The organism is Stenotrophomonas acidaminiphila (genome assembly GCA_002951995.1).
GTDB lineage: Bacteria > Pseudomonadota > Gammaproteobacteria > Xanthomonadales > Xanthomonadaceae > Stenotrophomonas > Stenotrophomonas acidaminiphila_A.
Window position 1 is genome coordinate 580,520 of record CP019797.1, and the last position, 18,221, is coordinate 598,740.

Genomic DNA, 18,221 nt, shown 5'->3' on the forward strand with positions numbered 1-18,221 from the left:
TCGGTGCCGGCGCGTTGGCGGCGCAATACGGCTTGTGATGGCTGTTAATCTACGTGTCGTCCGCCAACCGCTGGTGTTCTACCTGTTTCGTCCATGAGTTCCCAATTCCTTTCCCGCGGCGCCGGGTACATCGCCCTGTGGCGGACCCTGGTGGCCCAGGAGCTGGCGGTCCGCTACCGGGGCACCCTGCTGGGGCGGGCGTGGCCGTTCCTGATGCCGCTGACCATGCTGGCCGTGTACGGATTTGTGTTCGGCGCGGTGTTCCGCGCCCGCTGGCCGGGCATGGCCGAGAATGATCACCTGGGGTTCGCGCTGAACCTGTTCGTCGGCCTGCTGGTGCATGGGCTGCTGGCCGAGGCAGTCGGCCAGGCGCCGTCGCTTCTGCTGCGCAACAGCAATTTCGTCCGCAAGATCGTGTTCCCGCTGCCGGTGCTGGTCGCCGTGCCACTCGGTGCGGCCCTGTTCCACATGCTCCTTGGCCTGCTGCTGGTCTGGGGCGTCAATGCGCTCTGGGGGTCGGGCCTGGGCTGGGAGGTGCTTGCGCTTCCGCTCGTTCTGGTGCCCTACCTGGTCATGCTGTATGGCATTGCATTGGCGTTCGCGGCGCTCGGTGCATACCTGCGCGATCTCGCCCAGGTGGTGTCGGTGCTGGTCACCGTCGCCTTGTTCACAGGTGCAGTGCTTTACCCGCGCAGCATGGTGCCGCCGATGCTGGCCGGCGCCGTGGCGGTCAATCCGATCAGTTGGCCGGCCGAGGCGCTGCGCGGGGTCATCCTGCACGGGCAGTGGCCCGACCTGGCGGCCGCGGCCGCTTATTCCCTCGCGGCTCTGGTGGTGTTGGCGTTGGGGGGGCGTTGTTCAAGGCGCTTCGTCCGGGCTTCGCCGATGTGTTGTGATGCCGTGTCGTTTCCTCCTTTTCTTTTGTCCCTGCGCCCATGACCGCTGCCAGTTCGTTGCCTGTATCCCCTGAGGCCGAGGTCGCCTCCCCCTTGCTGGGCCAGATCCTGGTCGCCCGTGGCGTCATTGGGCCATCCGATCTGGAGCGGGCCCTGGAATTGCAGGGCAGCATGGGAGGGCGCCTGGGCAGCCTGCTGGTGCGCATCGGTGCGCTGTCAGAGGAGCAACTGCTGGCCGCGCTGTCCGACCAGCTGGGCCTTCCGTTGGCAGGGCGCGACGTGGTCCTGCCCGAGGTCGAGGCATGGGTCGTTCCCGGCGAGGAGCCGGTATCGGTGGACTGGATGCAGGACCAGGGGGTGCTGATCTGGCAGGATCCCGAGGGTGGCCTCTGGTGTGCCAGCCGTGATCCGCTGGATCCGGTGTTGCAGGAAACGCTGGCTTATCTGTACCCGGCGCAGGACGTGCAGCGGGTGCTGGCCGCGACCCAGTTGATGGAAGGCACCCTGGACAAGCTCGGGCGTGGGTTGCTGGCTTCGGGGTACGGTGGCGATGACGTCCGCCACCTGCGTGAACTGGCCGAAGAGGCGCCGGTGGTCGAGCTGGTCAACAGCCTGCTGGCACAGGCGGTGGAGCAGCGGGCCTCCGACATCCATCTCGAGCCCGACGAACACCAGTTCGTCGTCCGCTTCCGCATCGATGGCGTGCTGTATGCCCGGCTGCAGCTGCCGCGCGAACGTTTCAATGCCGTCGCTTCGCGCCTGAAGCTGATCTCCGGCATGGACATCGCCGAGCGCCGGCTGCCGCAGGATGGCCGCCTGAGCGTACGTGCCAGTGGCCAGGCCATGGATGTGCGTGCCTCGGCATTGCCGGGGGTGCATGGCGAATCCATCGTGCTGCGTCTGCTGCCCAAGGAGCGCAAGGACCTGGGGCTGGAGCGGCTGGGCATGGCGCCGGACCATCTGGCCCTGCTGGGCGCCTGGAGCCGGGAGGCCCACGGCATCCTGCTGGTCACCGGGCCCACCGGTTCGGGCAAGTCCACGACCCTGTACGCCACGCTGGCCGCCGCCGATGACGGCATGAAGAAGATCATTACCGTCGAAGACCCGGTCGAGTTCCAGCTGCCGCGCATTACCCAGATCCAGACCCACGCCGACATCGGGCTCACGTTCGCCAGTGCGCTGCGCTCGATACTGCGCCAGGATCCGGACGTGATCATGGTGGGCGAGATCCGCGACCGTGAAACCGCGGAGATCGCGATCCAGTCGGCGCTCACCGGCCACCTGGTGCTGTCCACGGTGCATACCAATGACGCGATCGGCGCCTTCACCCGCCTGATCGACATGGGGGTGGAGCCGTTCCTGGTCGCGACGCCGGTCAAGGGACTGCAGGCCCAGCGCCTCGTGCGGCGGCTGTGCCCGCATTGTGCGCGGCCGGCCGGTCACGTGCTGCCGGCCATCGCGGCCGAAGCCGCGCAGTGGGCGGCCCGGGTATTGGGCGACGTGCCTGCGCAATGGCGCGAGGCGGTGGGCTGCGAACGCTGCCAGCATTCCGGCTACCGTGGCCGCGTGGGTATCTACGAGCTGATCCCGGTGGACGAGGAAATGCAGCAGGCGGTAGTGGCCGGCGCCAGCCACGCCGAGCTCAAGGCCATGGCCCGCGCCCGTGGCTGCCGCTTCCTGCGTGAGGACGGCCTGCTGAAGGCCTGGCAGGGCGTGACCTCGGTCGAAGAAGTGCTGCGCGTGACGGCGGTCTGACCCCATGGCCCAGTACCGATACAAGGCCTTCAATGCCGAAGGCGCTGCGTTGGAGGGGGTGGTTTCGGCCCAGTCCGAACGCGAGGCCGCGCGCCAGCTGGAACGGCGTGGGCTGTCCGTCGTCGCGGTGCGGGCGGTGGAGGCAGGCGCGGCGCGCAAGGCCCGCGGGCGTGCCTCGCCCCTGCGGCAGCGCGATCTGATCCTGGCCTTCCACGAGCTTGCCACCCTTCTCGGAGCGGGGGTCGGGCTGGCTGAAGCCGTCGCCGCCCAGGTGCGCTCGGTCCGGCATCCGCAGCTGCTGGCTGCCTTCGAAGGCATCGCCGCGGGTCTGCGCCAGGGCCAGGCTTTCTCCACGGCGCTCGAGGCGGCGGGGCTGCCACTTCCCCGTTACGTGGCCACGGTGGTCCGGAGTGGCGAGAAATCGGGCCTGTTGGGGCGCGCCCTGCACGACGTGGTCGAGCAGATGGAGTACGACCAGTCAGTACGCGCCGAGATCCGCCAGGCATTGACCTATCCCGCCGTGCTGGTCTGCGCCGGATTGGGCGCGGTGGTGATGATGTTCACTTTCGTCGTTCCCAAGTTCGCCACGCTGCTCAAACGTGCGGACGACCTGCCCTGGCTCGCCGCGGCGGTGCTCAATACCGGCATGTTCCTGCGCCAGTGGTTCCCGGCGGTACTGGTGCTGGTGGCCGCCCTGATCGCGGGGTTGTTCGTGCGGCTGCGCAATCCCGGTACCCGTGCCCGCTGGTTCGAGGCGCTGGAACGGCTGCCGGTGCTGGGGCCTGGCGGGTCGAGTCGGAAACCGCGACCTGGGCGCGGGTGCTGTCCACGCTGCTGACCAACCGGGTGCCGCTGATGGATGCGCTGGGCCTGGCCCGGGCCAGCGTCATCGCCCCGGGTCGCAGGGCGCGCCTGGAGGAAGTGTCGCGCAACGTGCGCAATGGCATCCCGCTGGCCGATGCCCTGGAGGAGCAGCAGACGCTGACGGCCACCGGTTACAACCTGATCCGGGTCGGCGAGCGTTCCGGTGAGCTGCCGTCCATGCTGCAGTCGCTGGCGCGGCTGTGCGAGGACTCCGGCCGCACCCGCATGAAGCAGTTCCTGGCCCTGCTGGAGCCGGTCGCCATCCTGCTGATCGGCGGCGCCATCGGCGTGATCATGATCGGTATCATCCTGGCCATCACCAGCGCTAATGACATCGCTGTCTGAGGCGGGTTGTGCCGCCGGCGGGCAACCGCGACCGCCCCGGGAGGGAGGCGCATGGAGGACTGGGGGGCTCATGCCACGGAGCGTCGGACGTGGCAAGGCAATTCAGCTGGATTAACCCGCACACCCGCATGGCATTCCCTGACTACGCCTGTCAGTCGTTGCGGTTCACCACTGAATGCGCGCGCCATCCCACAATGAGTGGGACACGCGCCCGCGCATGTGGCATGGGGCGGGTCGCAGGCTTGACGGCCAAGTAAGGCTTGGTTAACGTTCCCCGGTAGCTTGCTCCATGGGGACTATGGGGAAGGAATCTTTTTCCACATCCGCCCAGCAGCGACCGGTATGCCAACGGGCTGGCCCGACGGTACCGGGGTAGGTCAGGCGACCGGTAACAGCTACTGCAGTACCTAGGAAGTTTCATTTTTAGTTAACTAAAAAATCTCAACGGAGTTGATTCACATGAAGAAGTTCAACAAGAGCCTGCTGACCGCAGCCGTGGTGGGTGCCCTGGCACTCCCGGCGCTGGCGTCGGCTGCTTCGCTGTCCTACCCGGCCGGCAAGCAGATCTGGTTCGCCAAGGACCTGATCGTCAACAACGGCACCACCATCAACACCCCGTCCCAGCTGACGCTGGCCGCCACCACCGACGATGCTGCGCGCATCGCCACCGTTGCTGGCGACAACGTGACCGTCAAGGTCACCCTGACCAACGGTGCCAAGTTCGACGCGACTGCCGATGCCAAGACGCTGGTCGAGAACTTCAAGATCGGTGACGAGCTGGGCGGCACCGGCGCCGTCATCGGCGCTGCTCTGGTGGGCACCCCGTACTACTCGGCTTCCGGCCAGGAACTGAACTTCACCTTCACCGCTCCGGGCAATGGCGCCGACACGCTGAACGGCTACGCGATCGAGCTGAACAGCGTGCAGATCACCAACCTGGTGCAGGGCCTGTTCGACGGCAACAGCGTCGGCGCCGAAATCACCGTGCAGAACTCGGTCGGCCAGCAGATCCTGGCGTCCAAGGCTGTCATCGCGCGCTCCAAGTGGGGCCTGGTGACCGAGGCCGTTGCCTCGACCGAAACCACCAAGAAGATCGACGTTGGCAGCACCCCGGATCCGAAGACCTGGTTCGCGGCCAATGGTCAGGTCGGCGGCAGCGGCAACAACGGCGCGACCCCGGGTTCGGATTACTTCCACCTGGGCGGCATCACCATCGACATCGCCGAAGGCGCTCTGGTCGGTGGCGGCACCGGCTACGTCAACAACTACAGCGCCGTTGCTCCGAACCCGGAGTACAACGTTGTCAGCACCGCTGAGTTCAAGATCAAGCTGAACGGCCTGGCTGCCTACGGCAACAACATCAAGTTCTCGACCAGCAACACCTGCTCGGCTCCGGTTGGCACCTCGGCCCCGGCCGCTGACGGCAGCATCACCGTGACCCTGCCGGCTTCCTCGCCGCTGCTGGCCAACGTGACCGCCGCCAGCCCGTCGCCGTCGACCCTGCACGTCTGCGCCTTTGCTACCGGCGCTTACGAGCTGGCCAAGGTTGACCAGATCACCGGTGAAGTCACCGTTGACTACAACCTGTCGACCCAGCGCGTGAACCCGGTCCTGGATCCGGCCCAGTTCGGCGCCATCGACTTCAACGGCACCACGCTGATCTTCCAGAACGTGAACCCGGGCGGCAACGCCACCGCTCAGTCCATGCTGCGCCTGACCAACAACAACGCCACCTCGTGCGCTGTTGAGATCGACGCGAAGGACGACGCTGGCCTGCACAGCAACAGCGCCAAGATCACCCTGGGCGCCCACAAGTCGGTGCAGCTGTACGGTGAAGACCTGGAAGGCGGCAACGCCGGCAAGGGCCTGACCGGCGGCTTCGGCGACGGCACCGGCAAGTGGTACGTCCGCGTGACCGCGCAGTGCACCAACTTCAAGGCTTCGGCCCTGAACCGCAACGTCAACACCGGCACCGTGACCGACCTGACCGCTGAGAAGTGGAACGGTAGCGAGTGGAACACCCCGGCTGCCAAGCTGAACCCGTAATCGATCCGATTGCGGCGAAAGCCTGAAAAGCAGTAGAGCGGGCGGCGAAAGCCGCCCGCTTTTTTTGTGCGCATGTCTCTGGCGCTTTTGCCGGTAACCGCCGGAAGGTGCAGGGGTGCGTAGTTGTTCCGGTCGGCGGCGGACTCGTATGGGCACGATGCCTACCCGGGGCTATGCTATGCAGCGATTTTCCGTCGGCTGCACCATGACCATTGATCCAGATGTTCCCGCTCTGCAGGTGTGCGGGATCAGCAAGACCTATCGACTATGGGCCACGCCGGGCAGCCGCTTATGGGTGCCGATGCTGCATCGCTTGTCGGGACTGGCGCGTGCCCTGCCGTGGCTTTCGGCATGGTTGCTGCGGAATGCGCAGCGGCGCGTGCACTACCACCAGGCGCTGCAGACGGTCAGTTTTTCGTTGGGCCGCGGCGAAGCACTGGGCATCATCGGCCATAACGGCAGCGGCAAGAGCACCCTGCTGCAGATCGTGGCGGGCGTACTGGAGCCCACCGCCGGCAGCGTGCGGGTCAATGGCCGGGTCGCGGCGCTGCTGGAGCTTGGATCCGGTTTCAATCCCGAGCTGACCGGTCGTGAGAACGTGCGCGTCAATGCCGCCATTCTGGGTCTGAGCCCGGCGCAGGTGCGCGAACGCATGGGCAGCATCGTCGAGTTCGCCGACATCGGCGACTTCATCGATGAGCCGGTGAAGACCTACAGTTCCGGCATGGCCCTGCGCCTGGCCTTCGCGGTGCAGGTGCATACCGATCCGGACATCCTGATCGTGGACGAGGCGCTGGCCGTCGGCGATGCGGCGTTCCAGGCCAAGGCGATGGCCAAGATCAGCGAGATCCTGGCGACCGGCACGACCCTGCTGTTCGTCAGCCATGATCCGGCGATGGTGAGGGCCTTCTGCCGGCGCGCGATCCTGATGGACCATGGACAGATGGTGATGGAGGGGAGCCCCGAGGACGTCATCATCGAATACACCCGCCGCATCCACGATGCCAACCTGAAGCGGCTGGGGTATCAGCAGCAGAGCCGGCTCAAGCGCCTCGACGATGGGTTCGGCTTCGATGACGTGCGGGTCACCGCGGCTTCGGTGAATGGCGTCGAACATGCGACGGTCGGCTATGGCGAGCCGCTGCATTTCACGCTGACGCTGCGGCTGCGTCCCGACATTGCCAACCCGCTGCTGATATTCGATCTGATGGACGAGCGCAGCACCCAGTTGTGCGGGCGGCGCATCCGCCTGCCGAAGGTCGAGAGCGTGCGTGACATCGCCCTGTCGGTGAAGATGGAAGCGACGCTGCAACGCGGCATCTACCGCGTGCGCATGCGGGTGCTGGATTCGGCGCATGTACACGAGCACACGGTGCTGGCGCGGCAGGAAGGCGCCCCGTCCTTCGAGGTGCTTGACGACAGCCAGGAGCGTTTCACCGGCCTGTTCCCCGTGCCGATGGACGTGGTGGTGGAGAAATGAGCGCACCCAGGGTGCGTTTTGTGGTCGGCGGGGTGCAGAAGGGCGGGACCACGGCACTGGCCGCGTTCCTGCAGCGGCACCCCGGCGTGGCATTGCCCGCGGACAAGGAAGCGCATGTATTCGATGCGCCCGACTTCGATGATGGGTGGAGCACGGAACAGGTGGATGCGCGCTTCGCGGCGCACTTCAGCGAGTCGGCGGACGCTTCGGTTGCGAAGCTGCACGGTGACGCTACGCCCATCTACCTGATGCATGCGCGGCTGATCGGCCGTATTGCCCGCTACAACCCGCAGATGCGCTGGGTCATCCTGCTGCGCCACCCGGTGGAGCGCGCCCTGTCGCAGTACCACATGGAACGTGCCCGCGGCGATGAGCGTTGGCCACTGTGGCTGGCGCTGCTGGCCGAGCGCTGGCGCCTGCGAGGGCATGAGGACGATTTCTCGACCGGGTCGCCACTGCGGCATCACAGCTATCGCCTGCGCGGCGACTATGCCCGCCAGCTGGATGCGCTGTACGCCGCTTTCCCGCGTGATCAGATCCTGTTGCTGCGCAACGAGCAACTGCGCGACGACCCGGCGGCGACCGTTGATGCGGTCTGCCGCTTCCTCGGGCTGGAGGCCGCCGGCCACGAGCAGGGCTACGGGACGGTCTTCTCGGGCCAGTACGAGCGTTGGCCCACGGGGAGCTGGCGCTGGAAGTTGCTGCGTTGGTGGTGGCGCCGGCAGCTGACCGAACAGGCGCGGCACGGATTGCACTGGCGTTAGGCGCGATACCTCCGCTCAGCTGTGAGCGGAGGGGGTTCGACTACAATGCGCGGACTTTCCCAAGTTACCGGGGTACAGGTGAAGTCCGCTGAAAAATCCAGTCCGCCCCATGTGATCGTCGTGCTCGGCATGCATCGCAGTGGCACCTCGGCTCTGGCCGGAACCTTCAGCCAGCTGGGCTTGAACCTCGGCGATGAATTGATGCCGGCCACGGCCGATGCCAACCCGAAGGGATACTTCGAGCACGTGCGCATCGTCCAGGCGCATGACCGGCTGCTGGCGGCGTTTGGCATGGACTGGGCCGATCCCAGGCCCCTGCCCGAGAGCTGGATGCGGCATCCGGCCACCATGCAGGTGCGTCGTGAACTGGCGGAGCTGCTGTCGGAGCTGGTGGCCAACGGCGATACGGTGGTGATCAAGGATCCACGCCTGTGCCGTTTCGTCCCCTTGTGGCAGGCCCTGTTCGAGGAGCTGGGCATCGACGCGCATTTCGCGTTCATCGCGCGCCACCCGGTGGAGGTGGCGGCGTCGTTGCGGCGCCGCGACGGCATGTCCGAGTACCGGGCCGGACTCCTGTCGCTGGCCTACCAGCTCGAAGCCGAGCTGGCCACGCGCGGCGCGAACCGGGTGCTCATGACCTACGAAGCGCTGATAACCGACTGGCGGGCGCAGCTCGGGCGTTGCAGGCGCGCCTTTGGCGACCGTGTGTTGCCGGGTGGTGAGGGACATGCCGCGGCGGTGGAAGGCTTCCTCGATGCGCAGCTGCGCAATCATCGCGCCGCCGATGTCTCCGCGCTCGATCCAGTGGTGGTGGACGCCTACCGGTGCTTCCAGGCAGCCAGTGACGGTGAGCTGGAAGCGCTGCCCGCCGCCATGGATGCACTGCGCGAGCGCTTCGAGGCGGGACGTCGCGGCTATGCCGGGGCCATGGAGGCGGTGCTTTCCGCGCTCGACCAGGACCACGCGCGCCACGTTCCCGAATGGAGTCGTGGCCTTGAGCTCGCAAGTGCATGGAACGCGCCGCCATTGGACATGGCACCAGTCGTCGCGCCCAAGGTCTACCTGCGCACGGCGATGGAGGGTTACTCGGAAGCGCAGTCCGCCGAGGGGCCGGCCCGCATTGCGCCGGACGGAACCTGCCTGCTGGCGATCGACATTCCGGTCGCCCGGGCGCCGGAACGCCTGCGCTTCGATCCTGATGCCCGTGCAGGCGCCTACGAACTGCTGGCGCTCTCGCTCGATGGCCGGCCCGTTGCTGACCTCGCGGGCCGGGTGAAGGTGATGCACGAGTACCGGCTTGCCACCGCCGACCCCGGGCTGGTCGCGTGGGTCGCGGCGGGCGACGATCCCTGGTTGGAGCTGGACATCGCCGACGGTGCGCGGTACTGCCGTGGCGATACCATGCGCATCGAACTGCATTTCCGGCGCCTCACCGCAAGCATGCTGGCCGAGCGCAACCTCACGGCCCGTCACGGGGAACAGGTTGCCAGGCTGGATACGTTGCATGACGCGCTCCTGCAGGTACAGGCCGTACAGCACGGTGCCATGGAGCAGACGCATGCACACGTCACCCGGATGCAGGCCGAGCAGAGAATCCTGATCGAGCACGCGCGCTCCACCCAGGAGGTGCAGCTGGCCGCGCTGGCCGGGCAGGTGCACATGCTGTCGGACATCGTGCAGGAGCTGAAACAGCGCTCCGACAGGCCGGTGTTGTACCGTCTCGGCAGGAAATGGCGGGCGCGCCAGCAGCGCCGCGAGGACGGCTGGAAGGCCCGGCTCGAGCCCCTGGCCAACGTGTCCGCCTGTGAGCCGCAGGGCTGGCGTGGTACCCGCTGCGACCCCCAGTTCCTGCTCAGGATGGGGGCTGGGCCCGAAACCGGCTGCACGCCTGGCTGGCATGTCCTCACGATCGCGCGCCAGGTCTACGAAGGCCGTTTGGACAATCCCTGCCTCTATCTCGATTACGGAACCGGGATGCAGGCCGCCGGCAGGATCGACCTGCTTCCGTACGATGCGGCCGGCTGCAGCGCGACGGTGATCTATCTCGGTCCCGGGTTGCAGGCCCTGCGACTGGACCCGGGCGATGACGACGCGCGGTTCGATATCCAGGTCCGGCTGCAGCACGTGAGCCGGGCACGGGCGTGGATGCGGATCATGCATGCGACGGCACGCGCGCGCGGCGGTGGCTTCCTGTCCGCCGCCGGCGTCATCGGAACTGCGTTGCGCAGGGCGCTGGTGGCTGGCCCCGGCGCGATGTTCCGGCAGGGGCTGGAGGACTACCGGGAGCTGGTCCCGCCGGTACCCAGCGACTACCGGCGTTGGCTGTTGCGCAACGAGCCGGCCCTGGCCGCGGACGACATCGCTGCACGCCTCGCCGCGTTGCCGCGCAGGCCGCTGCTGTCGGTGGTGATGCCGGTCTACCAGGCACCCGAACGCTGGCTGCGCCGCGCGCTGGACAGCGTGATCGGGCAGCACTATCCGGAGTGGGAGCTGTGCATCTGCGATGACGCCTCGCCGTCACCGCACGTGCGCGCGGTGCTGGAGGAGTACCAGCGTCGCGACCACCGGATCAAGGTGGTTTACCGTCAGGAGAACGGGCATATCTCCGCGTCGTCAAATTCGGCGCTGGACGTGGCCACCGGCGAGTACATGGTGCTGCTGGACCATGATGATGAGCTGCACCGCGACGCCCTGTTGCTGGTCGCAGAGGCGGTCTGCCGTGCACCGGATGCCAAGCTGATCTACAGCGACGAGGACAAGATCGACGAAGACGGCAACCGCTTCGATCCCTACTTCAAGCCCGACTGGAACTACGACCTGTTCCTGGGGCAGAACTGCATCTCGCATCTCGGCGTCTACTGGTTGCCGCTGGTGCGTGAGCTGGGTGGCTTCCGCAAGGGGCTGGAAGGCTCGCAGGACTGGGATCTGGCGCTACGCTGCGTCGAGCGCATAACGCCGGACCAGATCGTGCACATCCCACGCGTCCTTTACCACTGGCGCGCGATCCAGGGATCGACGGCCTTGGCCGCCGGCGAAAAGAACTATGCGGTGGTGGCTGGCCGTCGCGCGGTCGAGGAGCATCTTCAGCGCACCGGGCAGGCGGGCGAGGTAAGCATTCTTCCGGCCAGCATGATGCGGGTGAAGCGCCCCGTGCCGGTACCCGCGCCCAAGGTGAGCCTGGTGATTCCCACCCGCGATCGCGTGGATCTGCTGCGCCTGTGCGTGGACAGCATCCTCGAGCGGAGTACCTACCCGGACTACGAGATCCTGGTGGTCGACAACGGCTCGGTCGAGCAGGAGACGCTCGACTATTTCGAGCGCATTTCCGCGATGCCGGACGTGCGGGTCCTGTCGTATCCAGGCGAGTTCAACTATTCGGCGATCAACAACTTCGCCGTGGCCCAGGCGCGCGGTGAGGTCATCGGGCTGGTCAACAATGACATCGAGGTGATCTCCCCCGGCTGGATGGAGGAGATGGTCGCCCATGCGCTGCGACCGGACGTGGGCGCGGTGGGGGCGATGCTCTACTACCCGGACGACACTATCCAGCATGCCGGTGTGCTGGTGGGCCTGTGCGGCGTGGCAGGCCATGTGGGCAGCCGCCACCCGCGTGGCAGCGAAGGCTATTTCGGTCGCCTGTTGCTTGTCCAGGAGCTGTCCGCGGTCACAGCCGCCTGCCTGCTGGTGCGCCGCTCGGTCTACGAGGAAGTCGGTGGGCTGGACGAGCGCCTGCGCGTGGCCTTCAACGACGTCGACCTGTGCCTGCGCATCCGCGAAAAGGGCTACCGCAACGTGTGGACGCCGTTTGCCGAGCTGTACCACCATGAATCGGCATCGCGTGGCCTCGAGGACAACCCGGTGAAGCAGGCCAGGTTCATGTCCGAAGTGGCGTTCATGCAGGAGCGCTGGAGCCAGGCACTGCGGCATGACCCGGCCTACAACCCCAATCTTTCCCTGACCCAGCCGTTCGCACTGGAGTCCTGACACAGGCGCAGGCGCCGCGCCTGTGCCTTCGCTTCCTGCCGGCGTTCGCGCTGGCAGGCCGGCAGTGTCGGCGCTCGCCGCGGCGAGCGCGCATGCCGGGGCACTGGCGCCGGCACCCTCCCGTCAGGTGAGGTGCGGCAATGCGATGCGGGTGAACGAGGCAGCCGACAGCAGGAAAAGCAGCAGCGTGGCAGTGGTGAAAAGCCACCTGGCGCGGGGGGAATCCGCTGTCCTCAGGAAGAACGGCACCATCATCACCAGGATACCCAGCACATACCGCCCCTGTGGCTGGAAGTCGTACACCCAGCTGTGCAGGAACGAGGCGAGCACCAGTGCGGCGGCGCAGCCGGCGCTGGCGATGGCCTCCGCGACGGTCAGTGTGCGTGTTGCCAGGCCAAGGCCCAAGGCCAGCAGCAGCAGCGCGGACACGCCCCAGCCCATGGCCTTGTAGACGATGTCGGCATCGTAATACTCCATATAGCCGTACACGCCGAAGAAGCTGCGGAACGTCGTGGCATGCCATGTCCTCGGTGCTTCCAGCAGGCCGCCCAGGGTCACGCCCTTCTGCTGCAGGCGCAGACCGGGATAGAGTTCGGACAGGTCCGTGGCCATTGACGGCTTGAAGGCGGGGGCGGCGTAGCGTTCGCGTTGCTGCTCGACCAGCGCCGATTTGCCCGGTTCGCCGCGGTGCTTGTATGCGTCGATGCTGATCCATGGCAATGCCACGGCAGCCGACAGCGCGAGCACGATTGCGATCCGGCCGACGCCGCGCCGACTGTCCGGCTCGCGCAGCAGTCTCCAGGCCGAATACAGGCAATGGCCCAGCGCCACCGCCGCCAGCACGCCCGCCAGGCCAAGCATGGACGGACCTACGGCCGCGGCGAGCGCGGCGCCGGCACCATTGGCCGCGACTCCCAGCAACAGGAGCGTGACCAGTGCCAGCACGACGCCGGCACGCAGGCGCAGGGCCACCACCGCCATCGACAGCGCAATGAACGCGGCAACCGGCCAGTAGTTCTTCTTGGATAGCAGCAACAGCCCGAAGCAGGTGCAGAACAGCAGCATGTGCCCCAGTGTCGCCGTGTCGAACGGCCCCCGCCGCTGCAGGAAGCGCTGCAGTGGGCCATCCGGCATCAGTGCGACCACGCAGGCCAGCATGCCCAGCGCGAAGGGCAGGGCGTCGCCGTTGAAATAGGAAAAGACGTACCAGAGCTGCGGCGTAATCAGCAGCGGGATATAGCTTCCCCGCGGTGCGCCGACCGCGACCAGGCCCACCAGCATGAGCGCGAACACGGCCACGTTGAAGGCGCGGAAGGAGAGTCTCTCGTTCATGCCCAGCTCGCGGAACAGGCGCGACGCTTTTCCGGCGAACAGATACACCACGTTCCACTCTGACAGATAGGTCACGCCATAGGGGCTGGTGGTGAAGCTGGGAGCCAGGTCGGGAGCATCCATCCTCGGTGGTGTCCAATGCCGCTGGAAATAGCGGGCATCGGCCTCATGCAGGCGTTCATCCGGATGCAGGGAGCGACCGTTGGTAGGCGAGAACATGGCCATGGCCGAGCACAGGCCCAGTGCGACCAGCGCCAACGCCAGGGTCGGCCTGGCAAGGCGAAGGAAGCGCACGGCAATCACGCCCAGCAGGCACAGCCAGAAGCCCCACCACAAGGCTCTCCAGACGACCGGGGAGATGCCGGTATTGCTGGGCAGCGGAATCTCCAGCGCGAGAGGAAGCTGGGGATCATTGGCGCCCTCGGCGACCAGGAAACGCGCGTGGCCGTGTTCGTCGGTTCCGTCGCGTGCGATCTGCGTGCCCGTCAGTTGCAGTGGATCGGCCAGCACGCGCACCTCGCCCCCCGACTCCGCGGCAGCCGCTACGCGTGCCAACACCAGCGGTGCGGCGCCGGGGGCAGGGTCCAGGCGCAGGCCGCGGATGTTGCCGCGGGGTAGTCTGTAGCGAAGTTCGGTCTGTCCGGCCGCGTAGGCCTGGGTGGCCGACAGTGACTCGGACAGCCCGCTGCCCCGGTCGAAATAGACCTGCAACTGGCCAGGCTCGGCACTTTCCACCGTGATCAACAGCGATTGCCGGTCGTACTTCACGGCCAGCAGCAACAGCAGCAACACGCCTGCGGCCAGCAGCAGGATGCCCTGCATCCGCTGACGCAGCGTGGACGTGGCCACCCGGACACGCAGGGACTGCAGGTATGCCCTGAACGAACCCGCGCCCGGAACCGTTGCCGCGTTCATGCCAGCACGTCGTCGGCCGCGGCGAATATCGCATCGAGATGCTCTTCCACCCCGATCCACAATGGCATCCGCACCAGGCACTCGCTGAGCGTGTCGGTATTGCGCAGTTCGCCATGGCTGCGCGCGGTCTGCAGGCCCGCCGGCGCCGAATGCAGCGGGATGTAGTGGAACACCGTCTGCACGCCGCGGGCCTTCATTTCCGCGATGAAGCGGGTCCGCGTCTCGAGGTCGGGCAACAGCATGTAGTACATGTGCGCGTTGTGTTCGCAGTCGGTCGGCACGACCGGGCGACGCAGCCGGCCCGCCTTCTCGTGCGGCTCCGCCCACTGGTGGTAGCGTTCCCAGATGGCCAGGCGCCGCGCGGTGATCTGCTCGGCCTCCTCGATCTGCGCGCACAGGAATGCCGCGGTGATCTCACCGGGCAGGAACGACGAGCCCACGTCTACCCAGGTGTACTTGTCGACCTGGCCGCGGAAGAAGCGGCTGCGGTTGGTGCCCTTCTCGCGCAGGATCTCGGCACGCTCGCCGAAGCGCGCGTCGCGGCACAGCAGTGCACCGCCTTCGCCGGAGATGATGTTCTTGGTCTCGTGGAAACTCAGCGCGCCCAGTTCGCCGATGGTGCCCAGCGGGCGTCCCCTGTAGGTGGACATGATGGCCTGTGCCGCATCCTCGACCACCACCAGGCCGTGGCGGGCGGCGATGTCCATCAGCGTATCCATCTCGCACGCCACGCCTGCATAGTGGACCACGCAGATGGCGCGGGTACGCGGGGTGATCGCGGCCTCGACCAGGCGCTCGTCCAGGTTCAGGGTGTCCTCGCGCACGTCCACGAACACCGGGACCGCACCGCGCAGCACGAAGGCATTGGCGGTGGAGACGAAGGTGTAGGACGGCATGATCACTTCATCACCGGGTTGCAGGTCGAGCAACAGTGCCGCCATCTCCAGCGCCGCGGTGCAGCTGTGGGTGAGCAGCGCGCGCTGCGCACCGGTACGTTGCTCCAGCCATGCATGGCTGCGCTTGGTGAACTGGCCGTCGCCGGACAGATGGCCGTTGGCATGCGCCTGGGCGATGTGCCACAGCTCGCGGCCGGTCATGAAAGGCTTGTTGAAGGGAATCAAGGGTGGCCTCGCGGAGTGCGTTGAGGTGGTTCAGGCGACCGATCGCGAAAGTACGACCACGCCAAGCATGATGATCAGCGTGCCGGCGATCTTGTAGCCATCCAGTTGCTCATGGAAGATCGCCACCGCCAGCAGCGCGACCAGGAAGAAGTTGATCGCCATGTACGGATAGGCGCGGCTGATCGGCAGCTTGCTGATCGCCGCCATCCAGCACAACGAGGCGCCGAACGCCGCGGCGAAGGCGGAAATCACCCACGGCTTGAGCAGCAGCTGCACCAGGTTCAATGGCTGCAGCGGGGCCGCCAGCAGGTGCCCATGCACGCCGACCTGCCATTTCAGGATCAGTTGGCCGTAGACGGTCAACATGATGGTCAGGGCGATGAATACATAGCTCATCGGGTCAGTTTCCAGGCAGGGTGATCTTGCGGGTGAGCACGTCCAGCAGGTCGGTCCCGTCCCAGACCGGATGGAAATCCAATGCCCGGCCGAACGGCACGATGCGGTCCAGCGCGCGGTTGCCAAGCTGGTCCAGCAGGGCCACCAGGGCGTCGCGGGAGAAGCCGTGCTGGGCCAGGGTCTGGTCGCGGTCGTCCAGCTGCGGGGCGAGCTCCGGGAGTGAATCGAGCCGGACTTCCACCACCAGCCCGTGCCCGCTCTGCAGTTCGCGCAGCCGTCCATCGGCGTGCCCGGCCTCCAGGGTCAGCGGGTAGTTGCCCAGCGCGCCACTGGCGTGCAGGCCCGGGGTGAGCGCCGCCATCAGGTGTGCGTCGGTGACCCGTGCCATCAGCGCGGCAGGCTCATCGGCGACCTGTCCGGACTGCGCACGCACGGCTGGCCAGAAGCGCGCCCGTGCGGCTTCCACCGTGCCTGGCGCGCCGACCCAGTACAGCGTGCGCGGCGAGGAACATGCCTGTTGGCCGAACCAGAGCACGTCGTTGATGAAGCGGTGCGCGAGCTGTGCGAGCTCGGCGTCGTCGCTGGCCGCGAGCGTGGCCGCATCGATGGCCGCCACCCCGAAGCGGTCGGGGAACGCAAGCTCCAGCGCCAGCGGGGCCAGCGGCAGCGAGCGGATCTTGGCCACGGTGGCGTCGCCGCCCCAGATGATGCGCGCGTGGCAGTGGCGCGACAGCAGCGTGGTCGTCGTATCGTCGTGCGGATAGGTCAGCAGCACGCTGCGCTGCAGTACGTCGCCGTGCAGGCCTTCGGCCTGCATCGCGTGCAGGATCGAGACGAGCGCCTCGCGCTGTGCACTGGGCTTCTGCGACAGGCGCGCGACGTTGCGGTTGCCGGTAAGCACCGACATCAGCCAGGCGTAGGCGAACAGCACGTCGACATTGGCCGGCGCAAGATGGAACACCAGGCCGCGCGCGAGCAGGTGCTCGTTGGCCGGCGCCTGCAGGCGGCGGGAAAGATGTTCCTGCGCCGCCGGCCGGAACCAGTGGGCCAGGGTGGCGAGTTCCGGATGGTCGCGCAGTACCGGCAGGGCGAATACCCGGCGCACGAAGTCGGCCACGAAGGCGCGCGCCTGCGTGCTGAACGGGGGCAATGGCGCCAGGCCGGCAATACGTGCCAGCTGCGCATCGAGCGGCGCGGTGGCGTCGACGGAGAACAGGATGCGGGTCATGCGTCAGGTACCGTCCGAGTATCGCTGCAGCCACGTACTTCGACGTTCCTGATGCGGCCGAGCACGCCGAAATGCTTGCCCGGGCGCCCACAGGGGCAGTCGTCCTCGCCATGGATCACGCCCAGGTCCTCGGTGAGCAGGCTGTGCCCGGGATAGCTGCCAGGCAGCAGGCTCAGCACCTGTATCGCGCCCTCGGTGCCATCGGCGACGGGAGCAAGGTCCTTCAGGTCGCGGACGATGACGTCGGCGTAGGCCGGTGCGTGCAGGTGCCCGTGCTCGCATTCGAAGAAGATCGATCCGACCTGCTCGACCATGCCGTAGTAGTTGTGCACCCGCTCGATGCCGAACGTGGCGCTCAGCGCGGCCTTGTAGGCGGCGTTGTCCACTTTCTGTTCGTCCATCTTCTTCCAGCCGCCACCGTGCACCAGCATGCTGCCCGCGGGAAAGCGCAGTTCGATCCCGTCGCGCCGCGCGGCCTGGACAAAGGACTGCCAGACGATGAAGGTGAATCCGAACAGCAGCACCGGTTCCTCCGGCGCCTTGGACAGCCATCGTGCCAGCGCATCCCAGTCGGGCTGCAGCTGTTCGTCGAGCAGGTAGAGATGATCGCGGCCGAAGTTGGAGAAGCCCAAGATCCCGGCCGCGCGCGCGTTGAAGCGGCTGCGGTCGCGCAGGAAGCTGTCGTCGTCCACCACCAGCATGCGCAGGCGCCGGTTGCCGGCGAAATGCGAGAAAATCCGTGCCAGCGCGCGGGTCTGTGCACGCGCGGTGTCCGCGTCCAGGAAAATGCGCGACACCGCCGCGCCGGTCGTGCCGCTGGAAACCAGGGTGCGCAGCACCTGGTCGTCAGGCACGCTTTTCAGGTCCAGCTGCTTGAACAGGCGCACCGGCAACCATGGCAGCGCCTCCAGGCTGTCGGCCGCGCCACCGCGCCACAGCGCATCGAGCATAGCAGCATACGCAGCGCACCGTGCATGATGGTGGCGGGTGAGCGACTGCAATCCATGCAGCAGCCACTCACGCTTGGCCTGGCGCTCGAGGCCGAAGACATCGACGTCCAGTGCGGCCGCGGCCAGTGGCGTCGTGGGTGCCATG

The 18,221-nt window shown here is 67.0% G+C and carries 10 protein-coding genes and 2 pseudogenes; 7 read left to right on the forward strand and 5 right to left on the reverse strand.

Annotated elements, in window-relative coordinates:
- Nucleotides 1-93 precede the first annotated feature (93 nt).
- The 7 genes and pseudogenes from B1L07_02500 to B1L07_02530 all read left to right on the forward strand — a co-directional run bounded on the left by B1L07_02500 (nt 94) and on the right by B1L07_02530 (nt 12,134).
- A pseudogene (locus B1L07_02500) lies at nt 94-896 on the forward strand (hypothetical protein).
- A gap of 39 nt (nt 897-935) precedes the next feature.
- Nucleotides 936-2,651 carry a type II secretion system protein gene (locus B1L07_02505; protein ID AUZ54186.1) on the forward strand — a complete coding sequence of 572 codons (1,716 nt, stop codon included), beginning with the start codon at nt 936-938 and terminating at the stop codon, nt 2,649-2,651.
- A gap of 4 nt (nt 2,652-2,655) precedes the next feature.
- Nucleotides 2,656-3,860, forward strand: a pseudogene (locus tag B1L07_02510) (hypothetical protein).
- Nucleotides 3,861-4,319: 459 nt separating this feature from the next.
- Nucleotides 4,320-5,906 (forward strand): hypothetical protein, encoded by a 1,587-nt coding sequence (locus tag B1L07_02515; GenBank protein AUZ54187.1) that lies wholly within the window; start codon nt 4,320-4,322, stop codon nt 5,904-5,906.
- Nucleotides 5,907-6,207: 301 nt separating this feature from the next.
- Nucleotides 6,208-7,386 carry a hypothetical protein gene (locus B1L07_02520; GenBank protein ID AUZ54188.1) on the forward strand — a complete coding sequence of 393 codons (1,179 nt, stop codon included), beginning with the start codon at nt 6,208-6,210 and terminating at the stop codon, nt 7,384-7,386.
- A complete protein-coding gene (locus B1L07_02525) occupies nt 7,383-8,150 on the forward strand; it encodes a hypothetical protein (protein AUZ54189.1) in 768 nt (255 codons plus the stop codon). Before B1L07_02520 ends, B1L07_02525 begins: the two co-directional genes overlap by 4 nt.
- 111 nt (nt 8,151-8,261) lie before the next feature.
- On the forward strand, nt 8,262-12,134 hold the full coding sequence (locus B1L07_02530) for a hypothetical protein (protein ID AUZ54190.1): 3,873 nt from the start codon (nt 8,262-8,264) through the stop codon (nt 12,132-12,134).
- Between the two features lie 123 nt (nt 12,135-12,257).
- On the opposite strand, the gene B1L07_02535 is transcribed toward B1L07_02530, so the two are convergent.
- The 5 genes from B1L07_02535 to B1L07_02555 all read right to left on the reverse strand — a co-directional run bounded on the left by B1L07_02535 (nt 12,258) and on the right by B1L07_02555 (nt 18,220).
- The gene (locus B1L07_02535) at nt 12,258-14,288 is read right to left on the reverse strand and encodes a hypothetical protein (GenBank protein ID AUZ54191.1); all 2,031 of its coding nucleotides are present in this window, start codon (nt 14,286-14,288) and stop codon (nt 12,258-12,260) included.
- Between the two features lie 89 nt (nt 14,289-14,377).
- On the reverse strand, nt 14,378-15,502 hold the full coding sequence (locus B1L07_02540; GenBank protein AUZ54192.1) for a dTDP-4-amino-4,6-dideoxygalactose transaminase: 1,125 nt from the start codon (nt 15,500-15,502) through the stop codon (nt 14,378-14,380).
- A gap of 30 nt (nt 15,503-15,532) precedes the next feature.
- Entirely contained in the window at nt 15,533-15,898 is a 366-nt protein-coding gene (locus tag B1L07_02545) for a hypothetical protein (GenBank protein ID AUZ54193.1), read from the reverse strand.
- Nucleotides 15,899-15,902: 4 nt separating this feature from the next.
- Entirely contained in the window at nt 15,903-17,126 is a 1,224-nt protein-coding gene (locus B1L07_02550; GenBank protein ID AUZ54194.1) for a hypothetical protein, read from the reverse strand.
- Nucleotides 17,123-18,220: an acyl-protein synthetase gene (locus B1L07_02555; GenBank protein ID AUZ54195.1), complete on the reverse strand. Its 1,098-nt coding sequence runs from the start codon at nt 18,218-18,220 to the stop codon at nt 17,123-17,125. Before B1L07_02555 ends, B1L07_02550 begins: the two co-directional genes overlap by 4 nt.
- Nucleotide 18,221: the final 1 nt, after the last annotated feature.

Excerpts from the sequence above, each read along its gene's own strand:
- B1L07_02525 (AUZ54189.1), top strand. The coding sequence starts at position 7,383 with ATGAGCGCACCCAGGGTGCGTTTTGTGGTCGGCGGGGTGCAGAAGGGC.
- B1L07_02520 (AUZ54188.1), top strand. The coding sequence starts at position 6,208 with ATGCTGCATCGCTTGTCGGGACTGGCGCGTGCCCTGCCGTGGCTTTCG.
- B1L07_02545 (AUZ54193.1), bottom strand. The coding sequence starts at position 15,898 with ATGAGCTATGTATTCATCGCCCTGACCATCATGTTGACCGTCTACGGC.
- B1L07_02515 (AUZ54187.1), top strand. The coding sequence starts at position 4,320 with ATGAAGAAGTTCAACAAGAGCCTGCTGACCGCAGCCGTGGTGGGTGCC.
- B1L07_02535 (AUZ54191.1), bottom strand. The coding sequence starts at position 14,288 with ATGCAGGGCATCCTGCTGCTGGCCGCAGGCGTGTTGCTGCTGTTGCTG.
- B1L07_02550 (AUZ54194.1), bottom strand. The coding sequence starts at position 17,126 with ATGACCCGCATCCTGTTCTCCGTCGACGCCACCGCGCCGCTCGATGCG.
- B1L07_02505 (AUZ54186.1), top strand. The coding sequence starts at position 936 with ATGACCGCTGCCAGTTCGTTGCCTGTATCCCCTGAGGCCGAGGTCGCC.
- B1L07_02555 (AUZ54195.1), bottom strand. The coding sequence starts at position 18,220 with ATGGCACCCACGACGCCACTGGCCGCGGCCGCACTGGACGTCGATGTC.